The sequence below is a fragment of the Salinirubellus litoreus genome, from assembly GCF_037335815.1.
Taxonomy (GTDB): Archaea; Halobacteriota; Halobacteria; order Halobacteriales; family Haloarculaceae; genus Salinirubellus; species Salinirubellus litoreus.
In genome coordinates this window covers 277427-298952 of sequence record NZ_CP147841.1, presented here as the reverse complement: position 1 = coordinate 298952, position 21526 = coordinate 277427, and the positions used below count along the sequence as shown (strand labels likewise).

The 21526-nt window shown below is 68.9% G+C and carries 33 protein-coding genes, 1 tRNA gene and 1 pseudogene; 30 read left to right on the top strand and 5 right to left on the bottom strand.

What is annotated here, in order from left to right; translation table 11 throughout:
• The first annotated feature begins 54 nt into the window (after positions 1-54).
• The 4 genes from WDJ58_RS01500 to WDJ58_RS01485 all read left to right on the top strand — a co-directional run bounded on the left by WDJ58_RS01500 (position 55) and on the right by WDJ58_RS01485 (position 2164).
• A complete protein-coding gene (locus WDJ58_RS01500; RefSeq protein WP_338915857.1) occupies positions 55-771 on the top strand; it encodes a TOBE domain-containing protein in 717 nt (238 codons plus the stop codon).
• A 79-nt stretch (positions 772-850) separates the two neighbouring features.
• Positions 851-921 (top strand) — tRNA-Gly (locus tag WDJ58_RS01495).
• Positions 922-1415: 494 nt separating this feature from the next.
• Positions 1416-1889 carry an MOSC domain-containing protein gene (locus tag WDJ58_RS01490; protein WP_338915856.1) on the top strand — a complete coding sequence of 158 codons (474 nt, stop codon included), beginning with the start codon at positions 1416-1418 and terminating at the stop codon, positions 1887-1889.
• 101 nt (positions 1890-1990) lie between these two features.
• The gene (locus WDJ58_RS01485; RefSeq protein ID WP_338915855.1) at positions 1991-2164 is read left to right on the top strand and encodes a hypothetical protein; all 174 of its coding nucleotides are present in this window, start codon (positions 1991-1993) and stop codon (positions 2162-2164) included.
• Between the two features lie 170 nt (positions 2165-2334).
• Here the strand turns inward: WDJ58_RS01485 and WDJ58_RS01480 are convergent, their stop codons facing one another.
• Both WDJ58_RS01480 and WDJ58_RS01475 read right to left on the bottom strand, forming a co-directional pair.
• Positions 2335-3378 (bottom strand): YihY/virulence factor BrkB family protein, encoded by a 1044-nt coding sequence (locus WDJ58_RS01480; RefSeq protein WP_338915854.1) that lies wholly within the window; start codon positions 3376-3378, stop codon positions 2335-2337.
• Between the two features lie 142 nt (positions 3379-3520).
• A complete protein-coding gene (locus WDJ58_RS01475) occupies positions 3521-4423 on the bottom strand; it encodes an alpha/beta fold hydrolase (protein WP_338915853.1) in 903 nt (300 codons plus the stop codon).
• Between the two features lie 51 nt (positions 4424-4474).
• Between WDJ58_RS01475 and WDJ58_RS01470 the strand changes: the two genes are divergently transcribed.
• On the top strand, positions 4475-4786 hold the full coding sequence (locus WDJ58_RS01470; RefSeq protein WP_338915852.1) for an MTH1187 family thiamine-binding protein: 312 nt from the start codon (positions 4475-4477) through the stop codon (positions 4784-4786).
• A gap of 143 nt (positions 4787-4929) precedes the next feature.
• Here the strand turns inward: WDJ58_RS01470 and WDJ58_RS01465 are convergent, their stop codons facing one another.
• The 3 genes from WDJ58_RS01465 to WDJ58_RS01455 all read right to left on the bottom strand — a co-directional run bounded on the left by WDJ58_RS01465 (position 4930) and on the right by WDJ58_RS01455 (position 6415).
• Positions 4930-5325 carry a RidA family protein gene (locus tag WDJ58_RS01465; protein ID WP_338915851.1) on the bottom strand — a complete coding sequence of 132 codons (396 nt, stop codon included), beginning with the start codon at positions 5323-5325 and terminating at the stop codon, positions 4930-4932.
• 124 nt (positions 5326-5449) lie between these two features.
• Positions 5450-6166: an SDR family NAD(P)-dependent oxidoreductase gene (locus tag WDJ58_RS01460; protein ID WP_338915850.1), complete on the bottom strand. Its 717-nt coding sequence runs from the start codon at positions 6164-6166 to the stop codon at positions 5450-5452.
• A 60-nt stretch (positions 6167-6226) separates the two neighbouring features.
• Positions 6227-6415, bottom strand: a complete 189-nt coding sequence (locus tag WDJ58_RS01455; protein ID WP_338915849.1) for a hypothetical protein — start codon at positions 6413-6415, stop codon at positions 6227-6229.
• 65 nt (positions 6416-6480) lie between these two features.
• Between WDJ58_RS01455 and WDJ58_RS01450 the strand changes: the two genes are divergently transcribed.
• The 25 genes and pseudogenes from WDJ58_RS01450 to secY all read left to right on the top strand — a co-directional run bounded on the left by WDJ58_RS01450 (position 6481) and on the right by secY (position 21181).
• The gene (locus WDJ58_RS01450; protein WP_338915848.1) at positions 6481-7386 is read left to right on the top strand and encodes an RNA methyltransferase; all 906 of its coding nucleotides are present in this window, start codon (positions 6481-6483) and stop codon (positions 7384-7386) included.
• A gap of 3 nt (positions 7387-7389) precedes the next feature.
• Positions 7390-8400, top strand: coding sequence for a 50S ribosomal protein L3 (locus WDJ58_RS01445; RefSeq protein ID WP_338915847.1), 1011 nt, complete (start codon positions 7390-7392; stop codon positions 8398-8400).
• On the top strand, positions 8397-9149 hold the full coding sequence (gene rpl4p, locus WDJ58_RS01440) for a 50S ribosomal protein L4 (protein WP_338915846.1): 753 nt from the start codon (positions 8397-8399) through the stop codon (positions 9147-9149). Before WDJ58_RS01445 ends, rpl4p begins: the two co-directional genes overlap by 4 nt.
• Positions 9146-9403 carry a 50S ribosomal protein L23 gene (locus WDJ58_RS01435; protein WP_338915845.1) on the top strand — a complete coding sequence of 86 codons (258 nt, stop codon included), beginning with the start codon at positions 9146-9148 and terminating at the stop codon, positions 9401-9403. The genes rpl4p and WDJ58_RS01435 overlap by 4 nt, the downstream gene beginning before the upstream one ends.
• Before the next feature lie 2 nt (positions 9404-9405).
• Positions 9406-10158, top strand: a complete 753-nt coding sequence (locus WDJ58_RS01430) for a 50S ribosomal protein L2 (protein WP_338915844.1) — start codon at positions 9406-9408, stop codon at positions 10156-10158.
• Positions 10155-10583, top strand: a complete 429-nt coding sequence (locus tag WDJ58_RS01425) for a 30S ribosomal protein S19 (protein ID WP_338915843.1) — start codon at positions 10155-10157, stop codon at positions 10581-10583. The genes WDJ58_RS01430 and WDJ58_RS01425 overlap by 4 nt, the downstream gene beginning before the upstream one ends.
• Before the next feature lie 2 nt (positions 10584-10585).
• Positions 10586-11053 carry a 50S ribosomal protein L22 gene (locus WDJ58_RS01420; protein ID WP_338915842.1) on the top strand — a complete coding sequence of 156 codons (468 nt, stop codon included), beginning with the start codon at positions 10586-10588 and terminating at the stop codon, positions 11051-11053.
• Positions 11053-12108, top strand: coding sequence for a 30S ribosomal protein S3 (locus tag WDJ58_RS01415; protein ID WP_338915841.1), 1056 nt, complete (start codon positions 11053-11055; stop codon positions 12106-12108). The genes WDJ58_RS01420 and WDJ58_RS01415 overlap by 1 nt, the downstream gene beginning before the upstream one ends.
• A complete protein-coding gene (rpmC, locus tag WDJ58_RS01410) occupies positions 12105-12326 on the top strand; it encodes a 50S ribosomal protein L29 (protein WP_338915840.1) in 222 nt (73 codons plus the stop codon). Before WDJ58_RS01415 ends, rpmC begins: the two co-directional genes overlap by 4 nt.
• 1 nt (position 12327) lies before the next feature.
• A complete protein-coding gene (locus tag WDJ58_RS01405; protein WP_338915839.1) occupies positions 12328-12627 on the top strand; it encodes a ribonuclease P protein component 1 in 300 nt (99 codons plus the stop codon).
• Positions 12618-12962 carry a 30S ribosomal protein S17 gene (locus tag WDJ58_RS01400; RefSeq protein WP_338915838.1) on the top strand — a complete coding sequence of 115 codons (345 nt, stop codon included), beginning with the start codon at positions 12618-12620 and terminating at the stop codon, positions 12960-12962. Before WDJ58_RS01405 ends, WDJ58_RS01400 begins: the two co-directional genes overlap by 10 nt.
• The gene (locus WDJ58_RS01395) at positions 12962-13360 is read left to right on the top strand and encodes a 50S ribosomal protein L14 (RefSeq protein WP_338915837.1); all 399 of its coding nucleotides are present in this window, start codon (positions 12962-12964) and stop codon (positions 13358-13360) included. The genes WDJ58_RS01400 and WDJ58_RS01395 overlap by 1 nt, the downstream gene beginning before the upstream one ends.
• On the top strand, positions 13357-13722 hold the full coding sequence (gene rplX, locus WDJ58_RS01390; protein WP_338915836.1) for a 50S ribosomal protein L24: 366 nt from the start codon (positions 13357-13359) through the stop codon (positions 13720-13722). Before WDJ58_RS01395 ends, rplX begins: the two co-directional genes overlap by 4 nt.
• Positions 13719-14414 (top strand): annotated as a pseudogene (locus WDJ58_RS01385) (30S ribosomal protein S4e); the annotation flags it as partial. The gene rplX and the pseudogene WDJ58_RS01385, both read left to right, overlap by 4 nt.
• A gap of 206 nt (positions 14415-14620) precedes the next feature.
• Positions 14621-15151 (top strand): 50S ribosomal protein L5, encoded by a 531-nt coding sequence (locus WDJ58_RS01380; protein WP_338915834.1) that lies wholly within the window; start codon positions 14621-14623, stop codon positions 15149-15151.
• Positions 15151-15327, top strand: a complete 177-nt coding sequence (locus tag WDJ58_RS01375) for a 30S ribosomal protein S14 (protein WP_338915833.1) — start codon at positions 15151-15153, stop codon at positions 15325-15327. Before WDJ58_RS01380 ends, WDJ58_RS01375 begins: the two co-directional genes overlap by 1 nt.
• 2 nt (positions 15328-15329) lie before the next feature.
• Complete coding sequence (locus WDJ58_RS01370) at positions 15330-15722, top strand: 30S ribosomal protein S8 (RefSeq protein ID WP_338915832.1); 393 nt, start codon at positions 15330-15332, stop codon at positions 15720-15722.
• Positions 15722-16258, top strand: coding sequence for a 50S ribosomal protein L6 (locus WDJ58_RS01365; protein ID WP_338915831.1), 537 nt, complete (start codon positions 15722-15724; stop codon positions 16256-16258). The genes WDJ58_RS01370 and WDJ58_RS01365 overlap by 1 nt, the downstream gene beginning before the upstream one ends.
• The gene (locus tag WDJ58_RS01360; protein ID WP_338915830.1) at positions 16258-17091 is read left to right on the top strand and encodes a 50S ribosomal protein L32e; all 834 of its coding nucleotides are present in this window, start codon (positions 16258-16260) and stop codon (positions 17089-17091) included. The genes WDJ58_RS01365 and WDJ58_RS01360 overlap by 1 nt, the downstream gene beginning before the upstream one ends.
• Positions 17088-17546: a 50S ribosomal protein L19e gene (locus WDJ58_RS01355; protein ID WP_338915829.1), complete on the top strand. Its 459-nt coding sequence runs from the start codon at positions 17088-17090 to the stop codon at positions 17544-17546. Before WDJ58_RS01360 ends, WDJ58_RS01355 begins: the two co-directional genes overlap by 4 nt.
• Positions 17546-18097, top strand: a complete 552-nt coding sequence (locus tag WDJ58_RS01350) for a 50S ribosomal protein L18 (RefSeq protein ID WP_338915828.1) — start codon at positions 17546-17548, stop codon at positions 18095-18097. Before WDJ58_RS01355 ends, WDJ58_RS01350 begins: the two co-directional genes overlap by 1 nt.
• A gap of 1 nt (position 18098) precedes the next feature.
• The gene (locus WDJ58_RS01345; RefSeq protein WP_338915827.1) at positions 18099-18740 is read left to right on the top strand and encodes a 30S ribosomal protein S5; all 642 of its coding nucleotides are present in this window, start codon (positions 18099-18101) and stop codon (positions 18738-18740) included.
• Complete coding sequence (locus WDJ58_RS01340; protein WP_338917902.1) at positions 18740-19204, top strand: 50S ribosomal protein L30; 465 nt, start codon at positions 18740-18742, stop codon at positions 19202-19204. Before WDJ58_RS01345 ends, WDJ58_RS01340 begins: the two co-directional genes overlap by 1 nt.
• Positions 19201-19695, top strand: a complete 495-nt coding sequence (locus WDJ58_RS01335; protein ID WP_338915826.1) for an uL15m family ribosomal protein — start codon at positions 19201-19203, stop codon at positions 19693-19695. Before WDJ58_RS01340 ends, WDJ58_RS01335 begins: the two co-directional genes overlap by 4 nt.
• Position 19696: 1 nt before the next feature.
• Positions 19697-21181: a preprotein translocase subunit SecY gene (secY, locus tag WDJ58_RS01330; RefSeq protein WP_338915825.1), complete on the top strand. Its 1485-nt coding sequence runs from the start codon at positions 19697-19699 to the stop codon at positions 21179-21181.
• Positions 21182-21526 lie beyond the last annotated feature (345 nt).

Here is a 21526-nt window from a genome sequence, read left to right as displayed (position 1 = left end):
CGTATTCGTCGACCGCACATAACGGTTATCAAACGAACGGCGCGACGGGAACGCATGGACGGTGACGCGGACTCGGACGTTCCCGCCCCGGCGTTCGAGGCTCGCCTCCACGCCGAGGGCGTCGAGTTCGACGACCGGGACGCGGTGCTCCTGCGCACGGTCGCCGCGGAGGGGTCGCTCAACGCCGCCGCGTCGGCGCTCGGCCGGTCCTACTCCCGGGCGCACGGACGGCTCGGGGAACTCGAAGAAGCGTTCGGGCCGCTGGTCGAGCGGACCCGCGGGGGTGCGGGCGGCGGTGGATCGCGTCTGACCGACGGCGCGCGCGCGCTCCTCGCGAGGTACGATCGGCTCCGTGCGGAGTTCACCGGGGTCGCCGAGGCGACCGAGACCGTCGTCGAGGGGCGCGTAGTCGAGCGGACGGGCGAACTCGCGGTCGTCGAGACGGACGTCGGACGGCTCCGCGCGCTCACGCCGCCCGACGCCGAGGCAGTCCAGGTCACGCTCCGGGCGGACGCGGTCACGCTCCACGCGCCCGCGGACGCCCCGCCGGCGGGTGGGACGAGCGCCCGGAACCGGCTCGAAGGCGTGGTGGGGACGGTTGAGGTCGGCGAGGCCGTCGGGACCGTCACCGTCGGGATCGACGGTCGGGACGGAAACGTGTCGCTCGCCGCGCTCGTGACCGTCGAGAGCGTCGAACGGCTCGAACTCGCTCCCGGTGATCCCGTGGTGGTGACGTTCAAGGCGACGGCCACCCGTGCCGTTCCACGGTAGCGGTGTGTGGGCGCGGCGCTCGGGTGTCGGGGTTCCGGAAACCTTTTATCCGGAAACGCGGTTAGACTCTCTTGCAAGCGCGCTGGTAGTGTAGTGGTATCACGTGACCTTGCCATGGTCACAACCGGGGTTCAAATCCCCGCCAGCGCACTTCTCCCGCGAACCACCGGCGAGCACCGCGCAGCGTGTGCTCGCCACCACCTGAGCGGATGTGTGCGGAAGGGTTTGAACCCTGTCACGAGCGATCGCAGGGAGCGAAGTGACTCCGGTTCAAATCCCCGCCAGCGCACTCCTACGGAAACAACGTGCGAGCGACGCCCGTGTCGCTCGCACCTGTGCTGTGGATGCGCCCGAAGATTTGAGCCCTGCCGTGGAGCGACCGCAGAGAGCGGAACGGCTCCGATTCAAATCCCCACCAGCACACTCTACGGAAATGTGGAGAGGGTGTCTGTGAGGGGGAGAGCGAGACCCTCTCCATCGGGACGGAAGGGGTTCGATCGGATGAGGTTCCTGCCTGCAGAGGCGCGCCGATAGCGCGCTCGACGGCTATCGGGCCCCGGCACTCAGCACGTGTCGATCCTCGGAGAACGGTCGGACCCCCACCGCAACACCTACCTTCGAGTGTGAACACCCCACAGGGAGTCATGGACGAGGGACACGTCGAGGCGATCTGTATCGCCTCCGAGGCGGGTGCGGAGATGGAGCGGGTCGAGGAGGCGGAGGCGGTCGCCGGGCGCGGGCTCCGCGGTGATCGATACTTCGACGATTCGGGAACGTGGTCGAACGACCCGGACGTCGACGACATCCCCCGACACCTCACGCTGTTCGAGGCCGAGACGCTGGGGATCCTCGAACGCGACGAGGGGCTCGACCTCTCGATCGCCGACCACCGGCGGAACGTCACCACGCGCGGGGTCGCGGTCGACCACCTGCTCGGCGAGCGGTTCCGGATCGGCGACGTGGTCTGTGAGGGCGTCAGGATCTGCGAGCCGTGCTCCTACCTCCAGTCGATCACCGAGGACGGCGTGCTGAGCGCGCTGGTCCACCGCGGGGGGCTGAACGCCGCGGTCGTCGAGTCCGGAACCCTCCGGGTCGACGACCGGATCGAGGTGCTCTGAACCGGCGGTCACGCGGTCCGCAGTCGGGGTGCGGTGGCGGGCGTGACCCGAGCGGCTTTCCCGGGGATAGATATTTGTCCCGTGCTAATAATCGTTAACGTATGGCTCAGAACGCCGAGAGCAGCCCGATGTCGCGGTGCCAGCGGTGCGGATTCAGGGCCGAGTCCGGCGGTCCGGAGTGGGACTCCGTCGAGTCGCCTCCGATGGGGACGCTGACGCGGTGTCCCGAGTGCGGGAGCACGGACGTGGCGACCGGGCTGTCGATACACCGCTGAGTTCGTGACGCCCGCAGGACTCACGCCGAATCGTCACACCGGACCGAGGGCGTCTGATGGACGCTCTGGACGTACACAGCGGACCGATCGCGGGAGAAACGTCACTCGTATCGGGAAACCCCGTCGTCCGACGCCGAACACGGCCGATCGTCACCCGGGGGACCGGGATACTACTCGTCCCCGTCGGGCCACCACGTCAGCCGAAGCCCCACGGAGTCCTTCGAGCTGTACACCGCTCGCGACTGGTCGACGGTTGCATCCCCGGGACGAGGGACGGTGATGCGCTTGCCATCCGCGAGGATCGTGATCTCGTCTCCCCCATCATCGAACGTGGTGACCATCTCCTCGAGGTTCGCGAGGAGCCGGGACCGGTCGATCCGTACGTCTTCTCGACGATCGCTCGCCATCGCAACACCGCCGAAGACCGGGTCGATATCGACATCCGCGGATCGGTTCGACAGCACGGCGTTGATAGAGGCACCGAGCAGAGTTATCAAACTTATTATATAAAGCCACGTCAGCAGCACGAGGATGCTGGCGATGAGGTTCCCGCCGGTCCCGCCGGATTTGAACGTCGTGAAGAGGAAGTGCGCGACGGTCAGGCCGACGGACGCGAACGCCGTCCCCGGGACGGTCTCGACGAACGAGACGTCCGCGTCCGGGAAGACGTAGTACATCGGGTACAACAGGACGAACAGCCCGACGGCAGTGACGACCGTTCGAAGGACCGCCACGGGTGTGCCACCGGTGACTCCCGTGACGGCACCCCGAAGCAGGCTGACCGCGATGATCGCAAGCGCCACCGTCACGAGCAGGAGCAGGCCGTCGCTGATCTGGTCGAGGAACGTGTTCTCGCTCTCGGTCTCGTAGATATCTGAGAACGCCGTGTCGAGCCCTCTGAAGATCCGTAACGCACCCCAGATCAGGAGCACGACACCGAGGATCGAGACCGAGGAGTCGGCGTCAGCGAGACCTTCCTGGAGGACGTCACTCGCCTGCTGGGTCAACACCGTCTCCATGATCCCGAGGATGGACGTCCGGAGGGTGAGGTTCTGCGTCCGTTCGACGAGCGTGAGCACCAGCAACAGGAGTGGCAGGATCGAGATGAAGGCGTGGTACGCGATCGATCCGGCGAGGAACGTGAGCTTCTCCGTCCGAACCTCGTGGAGGATCGCACGAAGGATCGTCTCCGTACGGGCGCGACTGAATCGCATCGGTCGAGTCCACGGCCAGCCGATTAATAAATCAGCAGCGAGGTGCCGCGGGGTCGGCGGATCACCCACGGGACGAGCGCGTACGGCTCGACGTCGTCGCCGTTAGCTCGTAGACGTGGGATTCTCGGGCCGACGGACGAGGTCACCGGCCCTCTCGTCCCGTGAGGAACGCGACGACCTCCTCCCCGACCACGTCGGGACGTTCCTGGTGGAGGAAGTGGCCCGCGCCGTTCACCCGCACGACCCGACAGCGGGCGTCGAAGGCCTGGTCGGCCCGGTCGAAGAGTTCGGGGCCGATCGCTCCATCCTCGTTCCCCGCGAGGACGAGCGTCGGTACCTCGATCCGCCGCCGCTCGTCGAACGACGGGAGCCGCCCGCTACCGACGATACGGCGGACCGCGGGACCGACGAACTGCCGGTAGTACGCGAGGGCGTTCTCGACGGTTTCGTCCTCCGAGAAGGTCGTCTTCACGGACTCGATCCGCTCGCCGGGGTAGTCCCACGAGGGCGACCAGAGCCCCCATAGCGACTCGAGGAGCGCGAAGTCCTGCCACCGGACCGCCCGCTCGGCCACGTCCGGGACCTGGAACAGCCAGACGTACCACGACCGGGCGATCTGTCGGGGGTGACGGGCGAGCAGCGCGTCGAACCTCGGGGGTACGGCGAGCGTCGCCATCCGGTCGAACGTCCCGGGCGACCGGACCGCGGCCGCGTAGCCCGCGACCGCGCCCCAGTCGTGGCCGACGAGCACGGCCTCCTCGAACCCGTCGCGCTCGGCGTAGGCCTCCGCGAGCGCGACCGCATCCGCCCCGAGCGCACGCGCGGAGTAATCGTCGTCCGGGGCCGGGCCGGTGGGTTCGTACCCGCGCATGTACGGCGCGACGGCGGTGTATCCCGCCTCCGCGAGCCGCGACTGGATGGGGGCCATCGATCCGGCGTCGTCGGGGAAGCCGTGCAGGCAGAGCGCGAGACGGTCGCCGTCTCCGACCTCCAGACACTCGAAGGCGAGGCCGTTTGCCTCGATCGTCGACATCTCGGGGGACATACCCATCCCTCGCGTCCGACCGTTTTAGTCGTGGGGTACCCTACCGCGCTCATGACCGTCGTGGCACTCCTGAGCGTCGCACCAGTCACCGAGGACAGCATGGCATCCGAGGTGGCCAAAGCGGTGGCCGCGCTCGACGACTTCGACGTGAGCTACGAGACCAACCCGATGGGCACCGTGATCGAGGCCGACGACATCGACACGCTCCTCGAGGCGGTCGCCGCCTCGCACAAGGCCGTCGACGGCGACCGCGTGAGCACCTTCCTGAAGGTCGACGACAAGCGCACTTCCACGAAGTCGGCGCGATCGAAGGTCGATCGCGTCGAGGAGGAACTGGGCAGGGAGGCACGCAAGGAACGGTGACGCGAGGCAGGGGGCGGGCTCGATCAGGAAGACGTCCCGGTGGTCCGTAAGGGACGAACGCCCTTCCCGGAATCGTCCGCCGCGCGCGTGCCCCTCCACCGATCCGAGAGCCCGAGACCGACTCTGGTCGCGGGCGGGCCTGCTCAGCCGCCGTCGTCGACGATCGCGGTCGCCTCGATCTCGACGAGCAGCTCCGGATCGATGAGTCGGGAGACCTCGACCATACTCGTCGCCGGCCGGACGTCGGCGAACGCCTCCGCGTGAGCGTCGCCGACGGCGTCCCACTGGTCGATATCGACCACGAACAGCCGCGTCCTGACCACGTCGGCGAGCGACGCGCCCGCCTCGGTCAGTGCGGCTTCGACGTTGTCGATCGCCCGCTCGGTCTGGGCGTACGGGTCGCCCACGCCGACGACGTTCCCCTCCCCGTCCGTCGCGGTCGTCCCGGAGACGTGGACGTGCGGACCGACCCGGACCGCCCGCGAGTAACCGACACGCGGCTCCCACTCCGTCCCCGAGGAAACGAGTCGTCGTTCCATGGAGAACCCACGAAGACCGATCGTAAAGCTCCGATGGGGCCGGATGCGGCACCACCGGACAGGTGAGCACGTCCGTTGTGCCGACGGGGACGGGGCGGCGAACCGGGGGACACCGGCCCCCGGCTCAGTCCTGCCCGCCGTCGACCTCCAGCACCCGCCCCGAGACGGACTCGGTGTCGACGAAGAAGCGCACGGCGTCGGCGACCTCCTCGGGTTTCACGAGCCGGCTTATCGGCGAGGCCTCGCGCTTGGCGGGCCGGCGCTCCTCGGCGTACATCTTCGTGTCGGTCGCCCCCGGCGCGACGGCGTTCGCGAACACCCCGTCACCGGTGTACTGCCGCGCGAGCGACCGTGTGAACGCGATCACGCCGCCCTTGGACGCGCCGTAGACGGGGTCGGTCGGACTCCCCTTCACCCCGGCCCGCGAGGCGACCGTCACGATCCGGCCGCCGCCGCGTTCGAGCATGCTCGGGAGCACAGCACGAGTACAGTAGATCGTCCCCGTGACGTTCACCGAGAGCGTCGTCTCGATCTCCTCGGGGGTCATCTCGAGGAGCCCCGTCTGGAAGAACACGCCCGCGTTGTTCACGAGCACGTCGACACCGCCGAACCGATCGACGACGTCGTCCACCATCCCCTCAACCTCCGAGCGGTCACCGAGGTCGGCCCGGAAGATCCCCGTCTCCGCGTCGTCGTCCTCGACGGCCTCGACCGCCGCCTCGGCTCCCTCGCGGTCGGTGTGGTAGTGGACGGCGACGTCGTGGTCGCTCGCGAGTTCCCCGACGCAGGCGCGTCCGATCCCGCCGCTCCCGCCGGTGACTACCGCGGTCGGTCGGTCCATGCGGCCCGGTGAGAGGCCACGGTGATAAACGCTCAGCCGCAGGCCGGTACCTTCCGCCGCTCACCGCGGATCATCCGTCACGCGACGGAGGGCGGCGACCCGGAACCGGGAGACGTCCGTGGGGTCGAAGCGGGTCGAGAACGGGGGACGGACGGCGGTGACCGACCACGGTGAGATGGCGAGCCTGCCGACCGTCCGGGACAGCCGATACCGTGCGAGAGGGCCACAGACGCCGTTCTCAAGCGGCACGCTTTTACGTCCGCTCACGGTACGAATCGCTACCGTCTAGTGGCCCGACGCGGAAGCGTCACGGTATGCCACGCAGCGCACTCGTGCCGTCGTCGCTGGCGCGGGAGGCCGAGGACAAACGGGAGGCGACCCGGAAGCTGGGATACGTCGCCCGTGCGGCCGCGGTGTTCCGCCTCGACCGGCTCGTCGTCTTCCCCGATTCGGCGGGAGAGGACGGCCGGTTCGGCGACGGGTTCGTCGCCACGGTGCTGGCCTACGCCGCCACGCCGCCATACCTCCGAAAGGAGGCCTGGGGCGTGCGGGACGAACTGGAGTCCGTGGGCGTGCTGCCGCCGCTCCGCGTCTCGCCACGGACCGGCTCCGGATCGGAAGGTTCGGGGTCGTTAAGACAGGGAATCGTGACCGAGGTCGGACCTGACGGGCGCGTTCGGGTCAATTGCGGTATGCAACACCCGGTCTCCCTCCCGGTGCCGCCGTCGATGGCGGTCGGGGAGGGGGAACGCGTGACCATCAGGGTCTCTTCAGAGCGGCCACTCCGCGCGAAGCTGGTGGACGAGCCCCCGCCGGGGTTCGTCGTCGAACGCGGGGGCCTCGACGCACAGCTACGGCGTGCAGACGCCGGGCTCCGCGTCGCGGCCTCCCGTTTCGGCACCCCACTCACCGTGTCCCGACTGGACTCGACCGTCGAGTCCGTCGACGCGGCGGGCGGGTTCACCGTCGTCTTCGGCAGCCCCGAACGTGGGCTGCCCGAGATACTCGACGTGGACGCGGCGGCCGTCGGAGGGACCGACGCCACACGGGAGGCGAACGACGCCGAGCCCCGTGGGGCAGGCGAAGACAGCGACACTCACGAACCGGATGGAGCCCGGTTCGACCTCTGGCTGAATACGGTTCCGAACCAGGGCAGCGAGGTCGTCCGAACGGAGGAGGCGATGTTCACGACCCTCGCGCCACTGACGATGGAGCGATAACCAATGCCACAACCGAGCAGACCACGAAAAGGCTCGATGGGCTACAGCCCGCGCGGCCGTGCGGCCAGCGAGGTGCCCCGCATCTCGACCTGGCCGGACGACGACGGCCAGCCCGGGCTCCAGGGATTCGCCGGCTACAAGGCCGGCATGTCCCACGTCGTGATGATCAACGACGAGCCCGACTCCCCCCGCGAGGGGATGGAGGAGACCGTCCCGGTGACGGTCGTCGAGACCCCGCCCATGCGGGCGGCGGCCCTTCGAGTCTACGAGCAGACGCCGTACGGCAAGCGACCACTGACCGAGGTGTGGACCGAGAACGTCCACGAGGACCTCGGTCGAGCGCTGTCGCTGCCGAACGGGGAGTACAGCATGGACGATTCGGACGTACGCGAGGCCCTGGAGGAGGGTCGGGTCGCCGAGGTGCGACTCGTCACCCACACCGTCCCGGGCGAGACGAGCGTCCCCAAGCGCAAGCCCGACGTCATGGAGACCCGCGTCGGCGGGTCGAGCGTCGACGAGCGCGTCGAGTACGGCCTCGATCTCCTCTCGGAGGGAGGCGAGCACACGGTGACCGACGTGTTCCGCGCCGGGGAGTTCCTCGACGTCGCGGGCGTCACGAAGGGCAAGGGCACCCAGGGCCCGGTCAAGCGCTGGGGCGTCCAGAAGCGCAAGGGCAAGCACGCCCGCCAGGGGTGGCGGCGCCGCATCGGTAACCTCGGCCCGTGGAACCCCTCGCGCGTGCGTTCGACGGTCCCCCAGCAGGGGCAGACCGGCTACCACCAGCGCACGGAGCTGAACAAGCGGCTCATCGCGCTCGGCGACGGGCCGGACGCGACGCCCGACGGTGGCTTCGTCAACTACGGCGAGGTCGACGGCCCCTACGCGCTGATCAAGGGGTCGCTGCCGGGCCCGAACAAGCGCGTCCTGCGCTTCCGCCCGGCCGTCCGACCGACCGAAACGCCGCGCCTCGACCCCGAGGTGCGGTACGTCTCCACCGCATCGAACCAAGGATGAACGCCACAGTACGCGACCTGGACGGCGACGACGCGGGCGAGGTGGACCTGCCGGACGTCTTCGAGACGCAGTACCGGCCGGACCTCATCTCCCGCGCGGTCAACGCCGCCCGGGCCAACCGACGACAGGACTACGGGAGCGACGAGTACGCCGGGCTACGGACGCCCGCCGAGTCGTTCGGCTCCGGCCGCGGCATGGCCCACGTCCCCCGACAGGACGGGCGTGCCCGGCGCGTCCCGCAGGCGGTGAAGGGCCGCCCGGCCCACCCGCCGAAGGCGGAGAAGGACCGCGGCGGCGGGATGAACGACAAGGAGCGCAAGCTGGCCGTGCGGTCGGCCATCGCGGCCACGACCGATGCCGAGGTCGTCCGCGGCCGGGGCCACCGGTTCGAGGAGGATCTCTCGCTCCCGCTCGTGGTGAGCGACGAGTTCGAGGACCTCGTGAAGACCCGCGACGTGGTCTCGTTCCTCGAGACCGTCGGCGTCCACGCGGACGTCGAGCGCGCCGACGAGGGGCGCGGCGTCCGTGCCGGTCGCGGGACGACCCGCGGTCGCAAGACCCAGGAGCCCAAATCGCTCCTGTTCGTCACCTCGAGCGAGGCCGGCCCGTCGAAGGCGGCCCGGAACCTCGCGGGCGCGGACGTCGCCACCGCGGCGAACGTTAGCGCTGAGGACCTCGCGCCGGGGGGTCACCCCGGGCGACTCACCGTCTGGACCGAGAGCGCCGTCGAGGAGGTGGCCGACCGATGAGTCCGGGCGTCGTGCAGTACCCGCTCGTCACGGAGAAGGCGATGAACAAGATGGACTTCGAGAACAAGCTCGAGTTCGTCTGTGACACCGACGCCACCAAGGGCGACATCCGATCGGACGTCGAGGAGCGCTTCGAGGTCCGGGTGACGAAGGTGAACACGCAGGTGACGATGAACGGCAACAAGAAGGCCACCGTCACGCTCCACGAGGACGACGACGCACAGGACGTCGCCTCGCGCATCGGGGTGTTCTAGAGATGGGACGACGAATCCAGGGACAGCGGCGTGGTCGCGGCGGCCCGACGTTCAGGGCCCCCTCGCACCGCTACAAGGCCGAACTGTCCCACAAGAAAGTAGAGGAGGAGAGCCCGGACGACGACGAACTGGTCCGCGGCGAGATCGTCGGGATCGAGCACGACCCCGCGCGGTCGGCACCGATCGCCGACGTGCAGTTCGACGACGGCGACCGCCGGCTCGTGCTCGCGCCGGAGGGCGTCGCCGTGGGCGACGAGATACAGATCGGCGTCACCGCCGAGATCGCCCCCGGGAACACGCTCCCGCTCGCGGAGATCCCCGAGGGCGTCCCGGTGTGTAACGTCGAGCGCCAGCCCGGCGACGGTGGGAAGTTCGCCCGCGCCTCGGGCGTGAGCGCGAACCTGCTCACCCACGACCGCCGGGTCGCCGTCGTGCAGCTCCCGAGCGGCGAGATCCGACGTCTCAGCCCGGACTGCCGGGCGACCATCGGGGTCGTCGCCGGCGGCGGCCGGACGGAGAAGCCGTTCGTCAAGGCCGGGAACAAGCATCACAAGATGAAGGCGCGCGGGACGAAGTACCCGCGCGTCCGTGGTGTGGCGATGAACGCCGTCGACCACCCGTTCGGTGGCGGCGGCCGCCAGCACCCCGGCAAACCCAAGAGCATCTCCCGGAACGCCCCCCCGGGACGCAAGGTGGGGGACATCGCCTCGAAGCGGACCGGCCGCGGCGGCAAAGGGGGTCGTAACAAGTCATGAGTTCGGAGTACCAGATCGGCCGCGACAAGGACGAGGAGTTCACGTACCGCGGTCACACGCTCGACGAGCTGCAGGAGATGTCGCTCGACGAGGTCGCGGAACTGCTCCCCGCACGACAGCGGCGAACCATCACACGCGGCCTGACCACAGAGCAGGAGAAGCTGCTCGAGACGGCCCGCGAGCGCACGTCCGAGGGGACGGCGAACGACCCGATCCGCACACACCTGCGGAACATGGTCATCGTGCCCGAGTTCGTCGGGCTGACGTTCGCCGTCTACACGGGTCAGAGCTTCGAGCGCGTCGAGGTCGAGCCCGAGATGATCGGGCACTACCTCGGCGAGTTCCAGCTCACGCGCACGTCGGTCGAGCACGGACAGGCCGGCATCGGGGCGACCCGGTCCTCGAAGTTCGTGCCCCTCAAGTAATCATGGGAATCAGCTACTCGGTCGACGCCGACCCGGACACGACGGCGAAAGCCATGCTCCGGGAGCGGCACATGTCACACAAGCATAGCAAGGCCATCGCCCGCGAGATCAAGGGCAAGACGGCTGCCGAGGCCGTCGCGTACCTCGAGAGCGTGATCGCCGGCGAGCGCTCGGTCCCGTTCAGGTCCCACAACTCCGGCGTCGGTCACCGGAAGGACATCGACGGCTGGGACGCCGGGCGTTACCCGGAGAAGGCCTCGAAGGCGTTCCTCGACCTGCTCGAGAACGCCGTCGGGAACGCCGACCACCAGGGATTCGACGGCGACGCCATGCGGATCATGCACGTCGCGGCCCACAAGGTCGGCGAGTCCCCGGGCCGCAAGCCCCGGGCGTTCGGCCGCGCCAGCGAGTGGAACACCCCGCAGGTGGACGTCGAACTCGTGCTCGAAGAGCAGGAGGAGGACAACTGATGGCCGACGAACAGCAGTTCATCCACGACGGCATCCAGCGGACGAAGATCGACGAGTTCTTCCACGACGAGCTGGCCCGCGCGGGCTACGGCGGCATGGACGTCGCCAAGACCCCGATGGGCACCCAGATCGTCCTCAAGGCCGAGAAGCCCGGGATGGTCATCGGCAAGGGCGGGAAGAACATCCGGAAGGTCACCTCCGAGCTGGAGGAGCGGTTCGACCTCGACGACCCGCAGATCGACGTCCAGGAGGTCGACGAACCGGACCTGAACGCCCAGATCGTCGCCGACCGGCTGGCCAACGCCCTCGAACGGGGCTGGTACTTCCGGAAGGCCGGCCACACGACCATCGACCGCATCATGGACGCCGGCGCGCTCGGCGCGGAGATCGTCCTCAGCGGGAAGGTCACGGGCGCACGCTCGCGCGTGGAGAAGTTCAACCGCGGGTACATCAAGCACAACGGCGAGCCCGCCGAGTCGATCGTCGACCGTGGAACGGGCGTCGCGGTGATGAAGCTCGGCACCATCGGGGTGCAGGTGCGCATCATCCCGCCGAACGCCGAACTGCCCGACGACTTCGAGGTCTACGAGGACGCCGACGTCGAGGAGTTCATCGAGGAACCCTCGGGCGATGTCGACGAACTGCTCGCCGACGCCGACGCGGCGATGGAAGGCGAGGGCGACGTCGACGCCGAGGAGGTCTCGGAGGCCGCCGAGGAGTTCGAGGACGTCCCCGAACCCGAATTCGACGACGAGGAGGTCATCGAGGAGCCCGACGTCGCCGAGGAGGCCGAGGAGGCCGACGCCGCGGCGGACGAGGAGGGAACCGATGACCTCGACGCCGTCGACGAGGCCATCGAATCCGAGGTCGACGCCGATGCCGACGCGGAGGCCGGCGACCTGATGGACGAGATGGAGGACGCGGACGAGGCGGCCGAGGACGCCGATGCCGATGAGTCCGAGGAGACCGACGCTGCCGAGGACGCCGACGACGCTGACGAGGCCGACGCGGACGTCGCCGAAGACGACGCTGACGAGGAGGTGGACGAGGAGTGACCATCCTCCACGCAGCGGAGATCCGCGACATGACGCCCGCCGAGCGCTCGGCGGAGCTCGAGGATCTCGAGACGGAGCTGCTGAACGCCAAGGCCGTCCAGGCCGCCGGCGGCGCGCCCGAGAACCCCGGTCGCGTGAGCGAGATGAAGAAGGCGATCGCGCGGATCAAGACGATCCAGCGCGAGGAAGGCGACCTCGCAGAGGAGGTGGCCGAGTAAGATGCTCGCCCCGGAGACGCTCGTCCGACACGAACTCGCGGGCCTGTCGGTCCGCGTCGTCGACGCCGCCCACGAGGGCTACGTCGGCGTCGAGGGTCGGGTGGTCGACGAGACCGCCAACACCCTCCTGGTCGAGGACGACTCCGGGGTGATGCAGGTACAGAAGGCCGGCGCGACGTTCGAGTTCGCGCTCGACGACTGCGAGACGGGTGACGTCTCGTACGCCGTCGTCGAGGGCGAGCGACTCGTCGCCCGTCCGGCCCGACGTACCGAACTCACAGGTGATTCGAAATGGCGCTAGGATTGAACGTCACGGAGCCGGCGGAGGCCTGCGCCGACCCCAACTGTCCGTTCCACGGCACGCTCGGCGTGCGTGGACAGACGATCGAGGGTCGCGTGGCCTCCACGGACATGGACAAGACCGTGGTCGTCGAGCGCGAGTACGACGTGAAGGTGCCCAAGTACGACCGGTACATGAAACGCCGGTCGCGCGTTCCGGCACACCACCCGCCGTGCCTCGCACTCGACGTCGGTGACACGGTACGTATCGCAGAGACACGACCGCTCTCGAAGACGAAGAGCCACGTCGTGATCGAGAAGACCGAAGCCGAGACCGACACGGGAGGTGGGGCCTGATGCAGGCGCTGAACGCCGACGTCACCCCCGGTCTCGAGAAGGGGTCGCTGATCAACTGCGCCGACAACACCGGCGCACGCCAGCTGAAGGTGATCAGCGTCTCCGGATACTCGGGGACGCACAACCGCCACCCCAAGGCCGGGCTGGGCGACAAGGTGACCGTCTCGGTCACGAAGGGCACCCCGGAGATGCGCCGACAGGTCCTGCCTGCGGTGATCATCCGGCAGCGAAAGCCCATCCGTCGCCCGGACGGCACGCGGGTGAAGTTCGAGGACAACGCCGCGGTCATCGTCGACGACAACGACGACCCACGGGGGACCGAACTGAAGGGCCCGATCGCACGCGAGGTGGCCGAGCGGTTCGGCAGCATCGCCTCGACGGCGACGATGATAGTATGAGCAAGCAGCCACGCAAACAGCGGACACGACAGCGGCGCGCGTCCCTGCACGAGAAGCAGAAGCAGGTCCGCGCGCACCTCTCGGAGGACCTCCGGGGGGAGTACGGGACGCGCAGCGTCCGGGTCGCCGAGGGCGACACCGTCGAGGTCCAGCGCGGCGACCACGCCGGGGCGACCGGCGAGGTGGTCGCGGTCGACCTCAAGGAGGCGATCGTCCACGTCGAAGACGTGACCCAGGAGAAGGCCGACGGCGAGGAGATCCCGCGCCCGCAGCAGGCGTCGAACCTCGTCGTGACCGACCTGAACCTGGAGGACGACCTGCGCGAGGAACGACTCGAAGCGCTCGGAGGTGACGAGGAGTGACGCGACACCAGAAGCGGCTCTCGGTGCCGAAGTCCTGGCCGGTCGAGCGCAAGACGGAGACCTTCACGGTGAAGGCGGACGCGGGTCCGCACGGCGAGGCCGGCGTTCCCCTGCTCGTCCTGCTGCGGGACGTGCTCGGCTACGTCGACTCCCGGAAGGAGGCCCGCTACGCGCTCGGGCAGAACTCGGTGCTGGTCAACGGCCAGCCCGTGAGCGACGAGGGGCGTCCCATCGGGATGTTCGACATCGTCGCGTTCGTCGAGCGCGAGGAGTACTACCGGGTGTTCCCCGACCAGGGTGGTCGGCTGGCGCTGACGCCCATCGACGCGGACGCCGCGGACTCGAAGCTCGGGAAGGTCGTCGGCAAGCGGCAGGTTTCGGGTGGAGCGTTCCAGCTGACGATGCACGACGGTCAGACCATCCAGGTCGAGGAGGGCGAGTACGCGCCGAACGACTCGCTCGTGCTCGACAACGAGACCAGCGAGGTCGTCGCGCACTTCCCCTACGAGGAGGGCGCGCTGGTCACCGCGGTCGACGGGGCACACGCCGGCGAGATCGGCGAACTCGAGGAGATCCAGATCACGCCCGGCTCCTCGCCCAACAACGTCCGCATCGAGCAGCCCGAGGGCTGGTTCGAGACGGTCGAGGGGTACGTGGTCGTCATCGACGAGAACTTCGTCGGCGACGAGACGGTCCCCGTGAGCGAGGCCGAGGCGGACGCCGGGGACGAGACCGACACCGAAGCCGACGTCGAGTCGGTCGACGGTGACGTGGTCGGCGACGACTCCGAGGAGTCCGACGCGTCCGAGGAGGACGTCGACGTGGGCGAGATCGAAGCGGAGGCCGACGCTGACGACGCCGACGCTGACGACGGCGACGAAGAGGAGGTGACCGAGGAATGAGCTCCGAATCCGAGGGCGAAGGCGAGTTCCACGAGATGCGCGAGCCGCGCGTCGAGAAGGTCGTCGTTCACATGGCGGTGGGCGAGGGCGGCCGCGAGCTGGCGAACGCCGAGGAGATCCTCGGCGAGATCGCCGGCCAGGAGCCCGTCCGGACGGTCGCGAAGAACACGGTCGGCGAGTTCGGCGTCCGCGAGGGCGACCCGATCGGCGCGAAGGTCACCCTCCGGGGGGATCGGGCCGAGGAGTTCCTCGACACCGCGCTGTCGTTCGTCGAGATCGAACGGTCGCAGTTCGACGAGAACGGCAACGTCTCGTTCGGCGTCGAGGAGCACACGGACTTCCCGAGCCAGGAGTACAACCCGAACATCGGCATCTACGGGCTCGACGTGACGGTGAACCTGGTGCGGCCGGGCTACCGGGTGCGCAAGCGCGACAAGGTGTCGCGGGCGATCCCGCCGGCCCACCGGCTGACCGTCGAGGACGCGATCGCGTTCCTCGAGTCGAACTACGACGCGGAGGTGCAGTGATGAGCGAATCAGAGGAGATCGAGACCGGTGAGCAGGCGGAGAAGCGAACCGGTGACATCCACGAGTGCCAGCGCTGCGGGCGCGAGCAGGGACTGGTCGGCAAGTACGACATCTGGCTCTGCCGGCAGTGCTTCCGCGAGACCGCCCGGAGCATGGGCTTCAAGAAGTACAGCTAATCATGGTGGACAACGACCCACTGGCCAGCGCGCTGTCGGGCATCGACAACGCCGAGCGCGTCGGCCACCTGAACCAGCGGGTACAGCCCGCCTCGAACGAGATCGGCAGCGTACTCGAGGTCTTCTACGACCGCGGGTACATCGACGGGTTCCAGCGCGTCGACGACGGCAAGGCCGGCCGGTTCGAGGTCGAACTGAAAGGCGCCATCAACCGGTGTGGCGCGGTCAAGCCCCGCTACTCGGCGGGCGCCGAGGACTACGAGAAGTGGGAGAAGCGGTTCCTCCCCGCTCGTGACTACGGTACCCTCGTCGTCACGACGTCGAGTGGCATCATGAGCCACTACGAGGCACGCGACCGCGGCATCGGCGGACAGGTGCTCGCATACGTATACTAATGACAGAGACACGAATCGAGATACCCGAGGACGTCACCGCGGAGATGGACCACCTCGACATCACCGTCGAGGGGCCCAACGGCTCCGTGAGCCGGCGGCTCTGGTACCCCGACATCACGGTGTCGGTCGAGGACGGCGAGGTCGTCGTCTCGGCCGAGGCCGAGGACGCGAAGACCGTCTCGACCGTCGGGACGTTCGAGAGCCACGTCCGGAACATGTTCCACGGCGTCACCGAGGGCTGGGAGTACCACATGGAGGTGTTCTACTCCCACTTCCCGATGCAGGTCGACGTCGAGGGGAGCGAGGTCGTCATCTCGAACTTCCTGGGTGAGCGTCACCCGCGCCGCGCAGCGATCCGCGGCGACACGGAGGTTCGGATCGACGGCGAGGAGATCACCCTCTCCGGCCCGGACATCGAGGACGTCGGACAGACGGCCGCGGACGTCGAACAGCTGACCCGCGTGAAGGACAAGGACACCCGCGTCTTCCAGGACGGGGTCTACATCACGCAGAAGCCCCAGCGGGGTGAGGCCTGATGCCCGACGACGAGGAACGCGAGGACGAGGCCTCGGAGACGGCCGAGGAACAGGAACCGGAAACGGAGACCGAATCCACCGGGGAGACGGAGCCGGAAACCGAGACCGAGAGCGACACCGAGGAGGGATCGGTCGAGGAGTACGACGACCTGACGGACATCAGTGGGGTCGGTCCCGCGAAGGCCGACTCGCTCCGCGAGGCCGGCTACGGGTCGGTCGAGGACGTCCGCCGGGCCTCCCAGTCCGACCTCGCCGAAGTCTCCGGCATCGGGAACGCACTGGCGGCCCGCATCAAGGCCGACGTGGGCGGGCTCGAACTCCGCGAGGAGGAGGAGACCGAGGCGGAGGTCGAGACCGAGGAGCCGGAAGCGCCCGAGGAGGGCGAGGTCGAGACGGAGCTCCGGCCCCGCGGCCACGCCGAGAAGACGCCCGACCTGAGCGAGGAGGAGGCGCGCCTGGTCGCCCGACGGCGGGCGGAGGGCAAGCCGGCGTTCAGGCGGCAGGACTACCACAAGAAGAAGCGGACGCCCAAGTCCTGGCGTCGCCCGCGCGGCGGCCTCTCGAAGCAGCGCCGCGGCGTCAAGGGCAAGGGCCCGAAGGTCGAGTCCGGCTACCGGACGCCGAAGGCGGTCCGTGGCCGTCACCCCTCGGGATTCGAGGAGGTCCGCGTGCACAACGTGGCCGACCTCGAGGGCGTCGACGGGGACCGCGAGGCGGTTCGCATCGCCTCGACGGTCGGCGGCCGCAAGCGCGAGCGCATCGAGGACGTCGCCGAGGAGGAGGGCATCCGCGTCCTCAACCCGACGTACGTCGAGGTGGAGGTGAACGAATGACGGATCTGAGCGCACAGCGACGGCTGGCCGCGGACGTGCTCGACGTGGGCAAGAACCGGGTCAGGTTCGACCAGGAGGCACAGGACGAGATCGCCGACGCGATCACGAGGGACGACGTCCGCGAGCTGATCGAGGCGGGCTCGATCACCGCGAAGACGGCCGGGGGCAACTCCCGGGGCCGGGCTCGCGAGCGGGCGAAGAAGCGCGCGTACGGCCACCGCAAGGGGGCCGGCTCGCGCCAGGGCAAGAAGGGCGGCCGCCAGAACTCGAAGGAGGACTGGCAGAGCCGCATCCGCGCCCAGCGGCGGACGCTGCGGGAGCACCGCGACTCCGGCCGGCTCGACCGGTCGGCGTACCGCCAGCTCTACAACCAGGCCTCGGGCGGCGAGTTCGACAGCGTCGCCGACCTGGAGCGGTACATCCAGAACAACTACGACACGGGAGGTGAGGAGTGATGGCGACAGGACCACGATACAAGGTGCCGATGCGGCGTCGCCGCGAGGCCCGAACGAACTACCACCAGAGGTTGCGCCTGCTGAAATCCGGCAAGCCGCGCCTGGTCGCTCGCAAGAGCAACCGGCACATCAGGGCGCAGCTGATACTCACGGGCGCGCAGGGCGACGAGACGGTAACGAGCGCGACGTCCGAGGACCTCGCCGAGTACGGCTGGGAGGCCCCCACGGGGAACCTCCCGGCGGCGTACCTGACGGGGCTGCTCGCCGGCAAGCGAGCGGTCGAGGCGGGTCTCGAGGAGGCGGTCCTCGACATCGGACTGAACACCGCGACACCCGGGAACAAGGTGTTCGCGGTCCAGGAGGGCGTCATCGACGCGGGGCTCGAGGTCCCGCACAACGACGAGGTGTTCGCCGACTGGGAGCGGACCCGCGGCGAGCACATCGCGGAGTACGCCGAGACGCAGGACGAGCTCTACGCCGGCGACTTCGACGCGACGACGCTCCCCGAGCACTTCGACGAGGTACGCGAACGACTGATGGAGGAACTCTAACATGTCCCACGGCTGGGAACCGAAGACGCGCCTCGGCCGGCAGGTGGCCGAGGGCGAGATCACGAGCATGGAACAGGCCCTCGAGTCCGGGCTCCCGCTGAAGGAGCCCGAGATCGTCGACCAGCTCCTCCCGGGGCTGGACGACGAGGTGCTCGACATCAACATGGTCCAGCGGATGACCGACTCCGGCCGCCGGGTGAAGTTCCGGTGTGTCGTCGCGGTCGGCAACCGCGACGGGTTCGTCGGCTACGCCGAGGGCCGGGACGACCAGGTCGGCGGCGCGATCCAGAAGGCCATCGAGATCGCGAAACTCAACATGATCAAGGTCGAGCGCGGCTCGGGCTCCTGGGAGGACCGCTCGGACCAGCCCCACTCGCTGGCCCGGCGGACGAAGGGCAAGGCCGGCTCGGTGACCGTCGAGCTCATCCCCGCCCCGCTCGGGCTGGGGCTCGCGGCGAGCGAGACGGTCCGGAACGTCCTCGAACTTGCCGGCATCGAGAACGCGTGGACGAAGTCGTTCGGCAACACGCGGACGACGCTCAACCTGGCGAAGGCCACCTACCGCGCCCTGGAGAACGCCTCGCAGGCCCGCGGCCCGCGCTCGCTGCGCTCGGAGGCCGCCGCCGAGGAGGTGTCCGAATGATGCAGGCGCTCGTGCAGCTCCGCGGGGAGGTCAACCAGTCCCAGGGCGTGCGCGACACGCTCGGGATGCTCAACCTCCACAGGGTGAACCACTGCACGCTCGTCCCCGAGACGGAGACCTACCGCGGGATGATCACGAAGGTGAACGACTGGGTGGCCCACGGCGAGCCGTCGGTCGAGACGGTCGAGCTGCTCCTCGAGAAGCGCGCCGAGCCCGCCAAGGGCGACGCCGCCGTCGACGAGGACTGGCTAGCCGAGCACACCGACTACGACTCGTTCGGTGCGCTCGCCGAGGCGCTCGTGGACGAGGAGACGACCCTGCGCGAGCAGGGGCTCTCCCCGACGCTCCGGCTCCACCCGCCCCGCGGCGGTCACGACGGGCTGAAGAAGACCGTCAAGGAGGGCGGCCAGCTCGGAAAACACGCGGACGGCGAGATCGACGACCTGCTGGAGGCGATGCGATGACGTCGAAGAAGCGACGCCAGCGCGGCTCGCGGACCCACGGCGGCGGCACCCACAAGAACCGCCGCGGGGCCGGTCACCGCGGCGGCCGCGGTCGCGCCGGTCGGGACAAACACGAGAAGGCGCTCTACCCGCCGCGCGGCAAGTACGGGTTCAAGCGCCCGCAGAAGACACAGGAGACCGTCCTGACGGTCAACGTGCGCGAACTCGACGAGGACGCGGTCGTCCTCGCCGCCGAGGGTCTCGCCGACGAGACCGACGACGGCTACCGGGTCGACGCCCGCGACGTCGTCGAGGACGGCCACGAGGCCGACGTCGTGAAGGTGCTCGGCGCGGGGCGCGTCCACAACGCCCTCGAGGTCGTCGCCGACGCGTTCTCCGACACCGCCCGCGAGCAGCTCGAATCGGCCGGCGGTGACGCGATCTTCTCGCAGCGTGGCCAGGAGAGAAACGCCGAAGCAGATACAACAGAGGAGTCGGAAGAGTCCCAGTAACATGAGCTGGAAGGAGACCGCCGAACCGGTACTCACGCGGATGCCAGCGGTCGAGCGTCCGGAGGGGCACGTCCCCTTCCGGCGCAAGCTCGGCTGGACCGCCGGCATCCTCGTGCTGTACTTCTTCCTGACGAACGTCTTCCTCTACGGCCTGCCGACGGGCGGGACCGGGAGCGACGCGTTCGGGCAGTTCCGGACCATCCTCGCCGGCGGGCAGGGGACCATCCTGCAGCTGGGCATCGGACCGATCGTCACGGCGTCGATCGTGCTCCAGCTCCTCGGCGGGGCGGACCTGCTCGGTCTCGACACCCAGAACCCCCGTGACCAGGCGCTCTACCAGGGTCTCCAGAAGGTGCTGGTGGTCGTGATGGTGATCCTGACCGGGCTGCCGATGGTGTTCGCGGGCAACTTCCTGCCCGTCGCCCCGGAGCTGGCCAACCAGTACGGCACCGCGACGGTCAAGTGGCTGATGTTCGGGCAGATCTTCGTCGGCGGTCTCCTCATCCTGTTCATGGACGAGGTCATCTCGAAGTGGGGCGTCGGCTCCGGGATCGGTCTGTTCATCATCGCCGGCGTGAGCCAGCGGCTCATCGGCGGCCTGTTCGCCTGGGAGGCCCTCGGGACGAACTACACCGGGTTCTTCCCGACCTGGGTCGGCATCTTCACGGGCTCGGTCCAGATGAACAGCCCGCTTACCCCCCAGGGGGTCGCCGACATACTCATCGGTCCCGGACAGATACTCGCACTGGTGACGACGGTGCTCATCTTCGCCATCGTCGTCTACGCCGAGTCCGTCCGCGTGGAGATCCCGCTCAGCCACGCCCGGGTGAAGGGCGCACGCGGGCGCTTCCCGGTGAAGCTCATCTACGCGAGCGTCCTGCCGATGATCCTCGTCCGCGCCCTGCAGGCCAACATCCAGTTCCTCGGGCGCATCCTGAACAGCCAGTGGGCCGGCATGCCCGGCTGGCTCGGCGAGTACACCACGGCCGGCGGGGTCGCGGAGCCCATCGGCGGGCTGTTCTACTACCTCGCACCCATCTACTCGCCGGGCGACTGGATGTGGTGGGCCGGCGGCGCGGCCGCCACCCAGGAGCCCTGGCAGATACTCGTTCGGGTGAGCGTCGACCTGTTCATCATGGTCGTCGGCGGCGGTATATTCGCCATCTTCTGGGTCGAGACCACCGACATGGGCCCGGAGGCCACGGCGAGACAGATCCAGAACTCCGGGATGCAGATCCCCGGGTTCCGGCAGTCGCCCGGCGTCATCGAGAAGGTTCTAGAGAGGTACATCCCACAGGTCACCGTCATCGGGGGCGCGCTCGTCGGCCTGCTCGCCGTCGGTGCAAACATGCTCGGTACCATCGGACAGGTCTCCGGTACGGGGCTGCTGCTGACGGTCTCCATCACGTACAAGCTGTACGAGGAGATCGCCGAGGAGCAGCTCATGGAGATGCACCCGATGATGCGCCAGGTCTTCGGCGACTGACGCCGAACATCTGCGCGTCTCCGATCTCCGACCGCTCGCTTGCGTTCGAGCGTCACGGCTGCCGAACGGCCGCGCGGCGCGTGCGGTCGTAAGCGGCCGAGCACAGTGGACACGAGCGCGGCCGACTCGATGCGGGTACCCTGGTCGGTCGGGGCCCCTCGACCTCCGGCCGGGGGTCGCTGTCACCGCCTGGGCGGACGTCGTGGCAGTGGCATAGTAGCGTTCGGAAGACTTTACTCACGGACGAGGGGACCGTCCCCGCCCGGAGTGTGTCATCAGTTCCGCACGCTACTATAGTTCCCGCCGGGTGATCCCGGACCCCGGTCACGGCGGATCCGGCGCGGG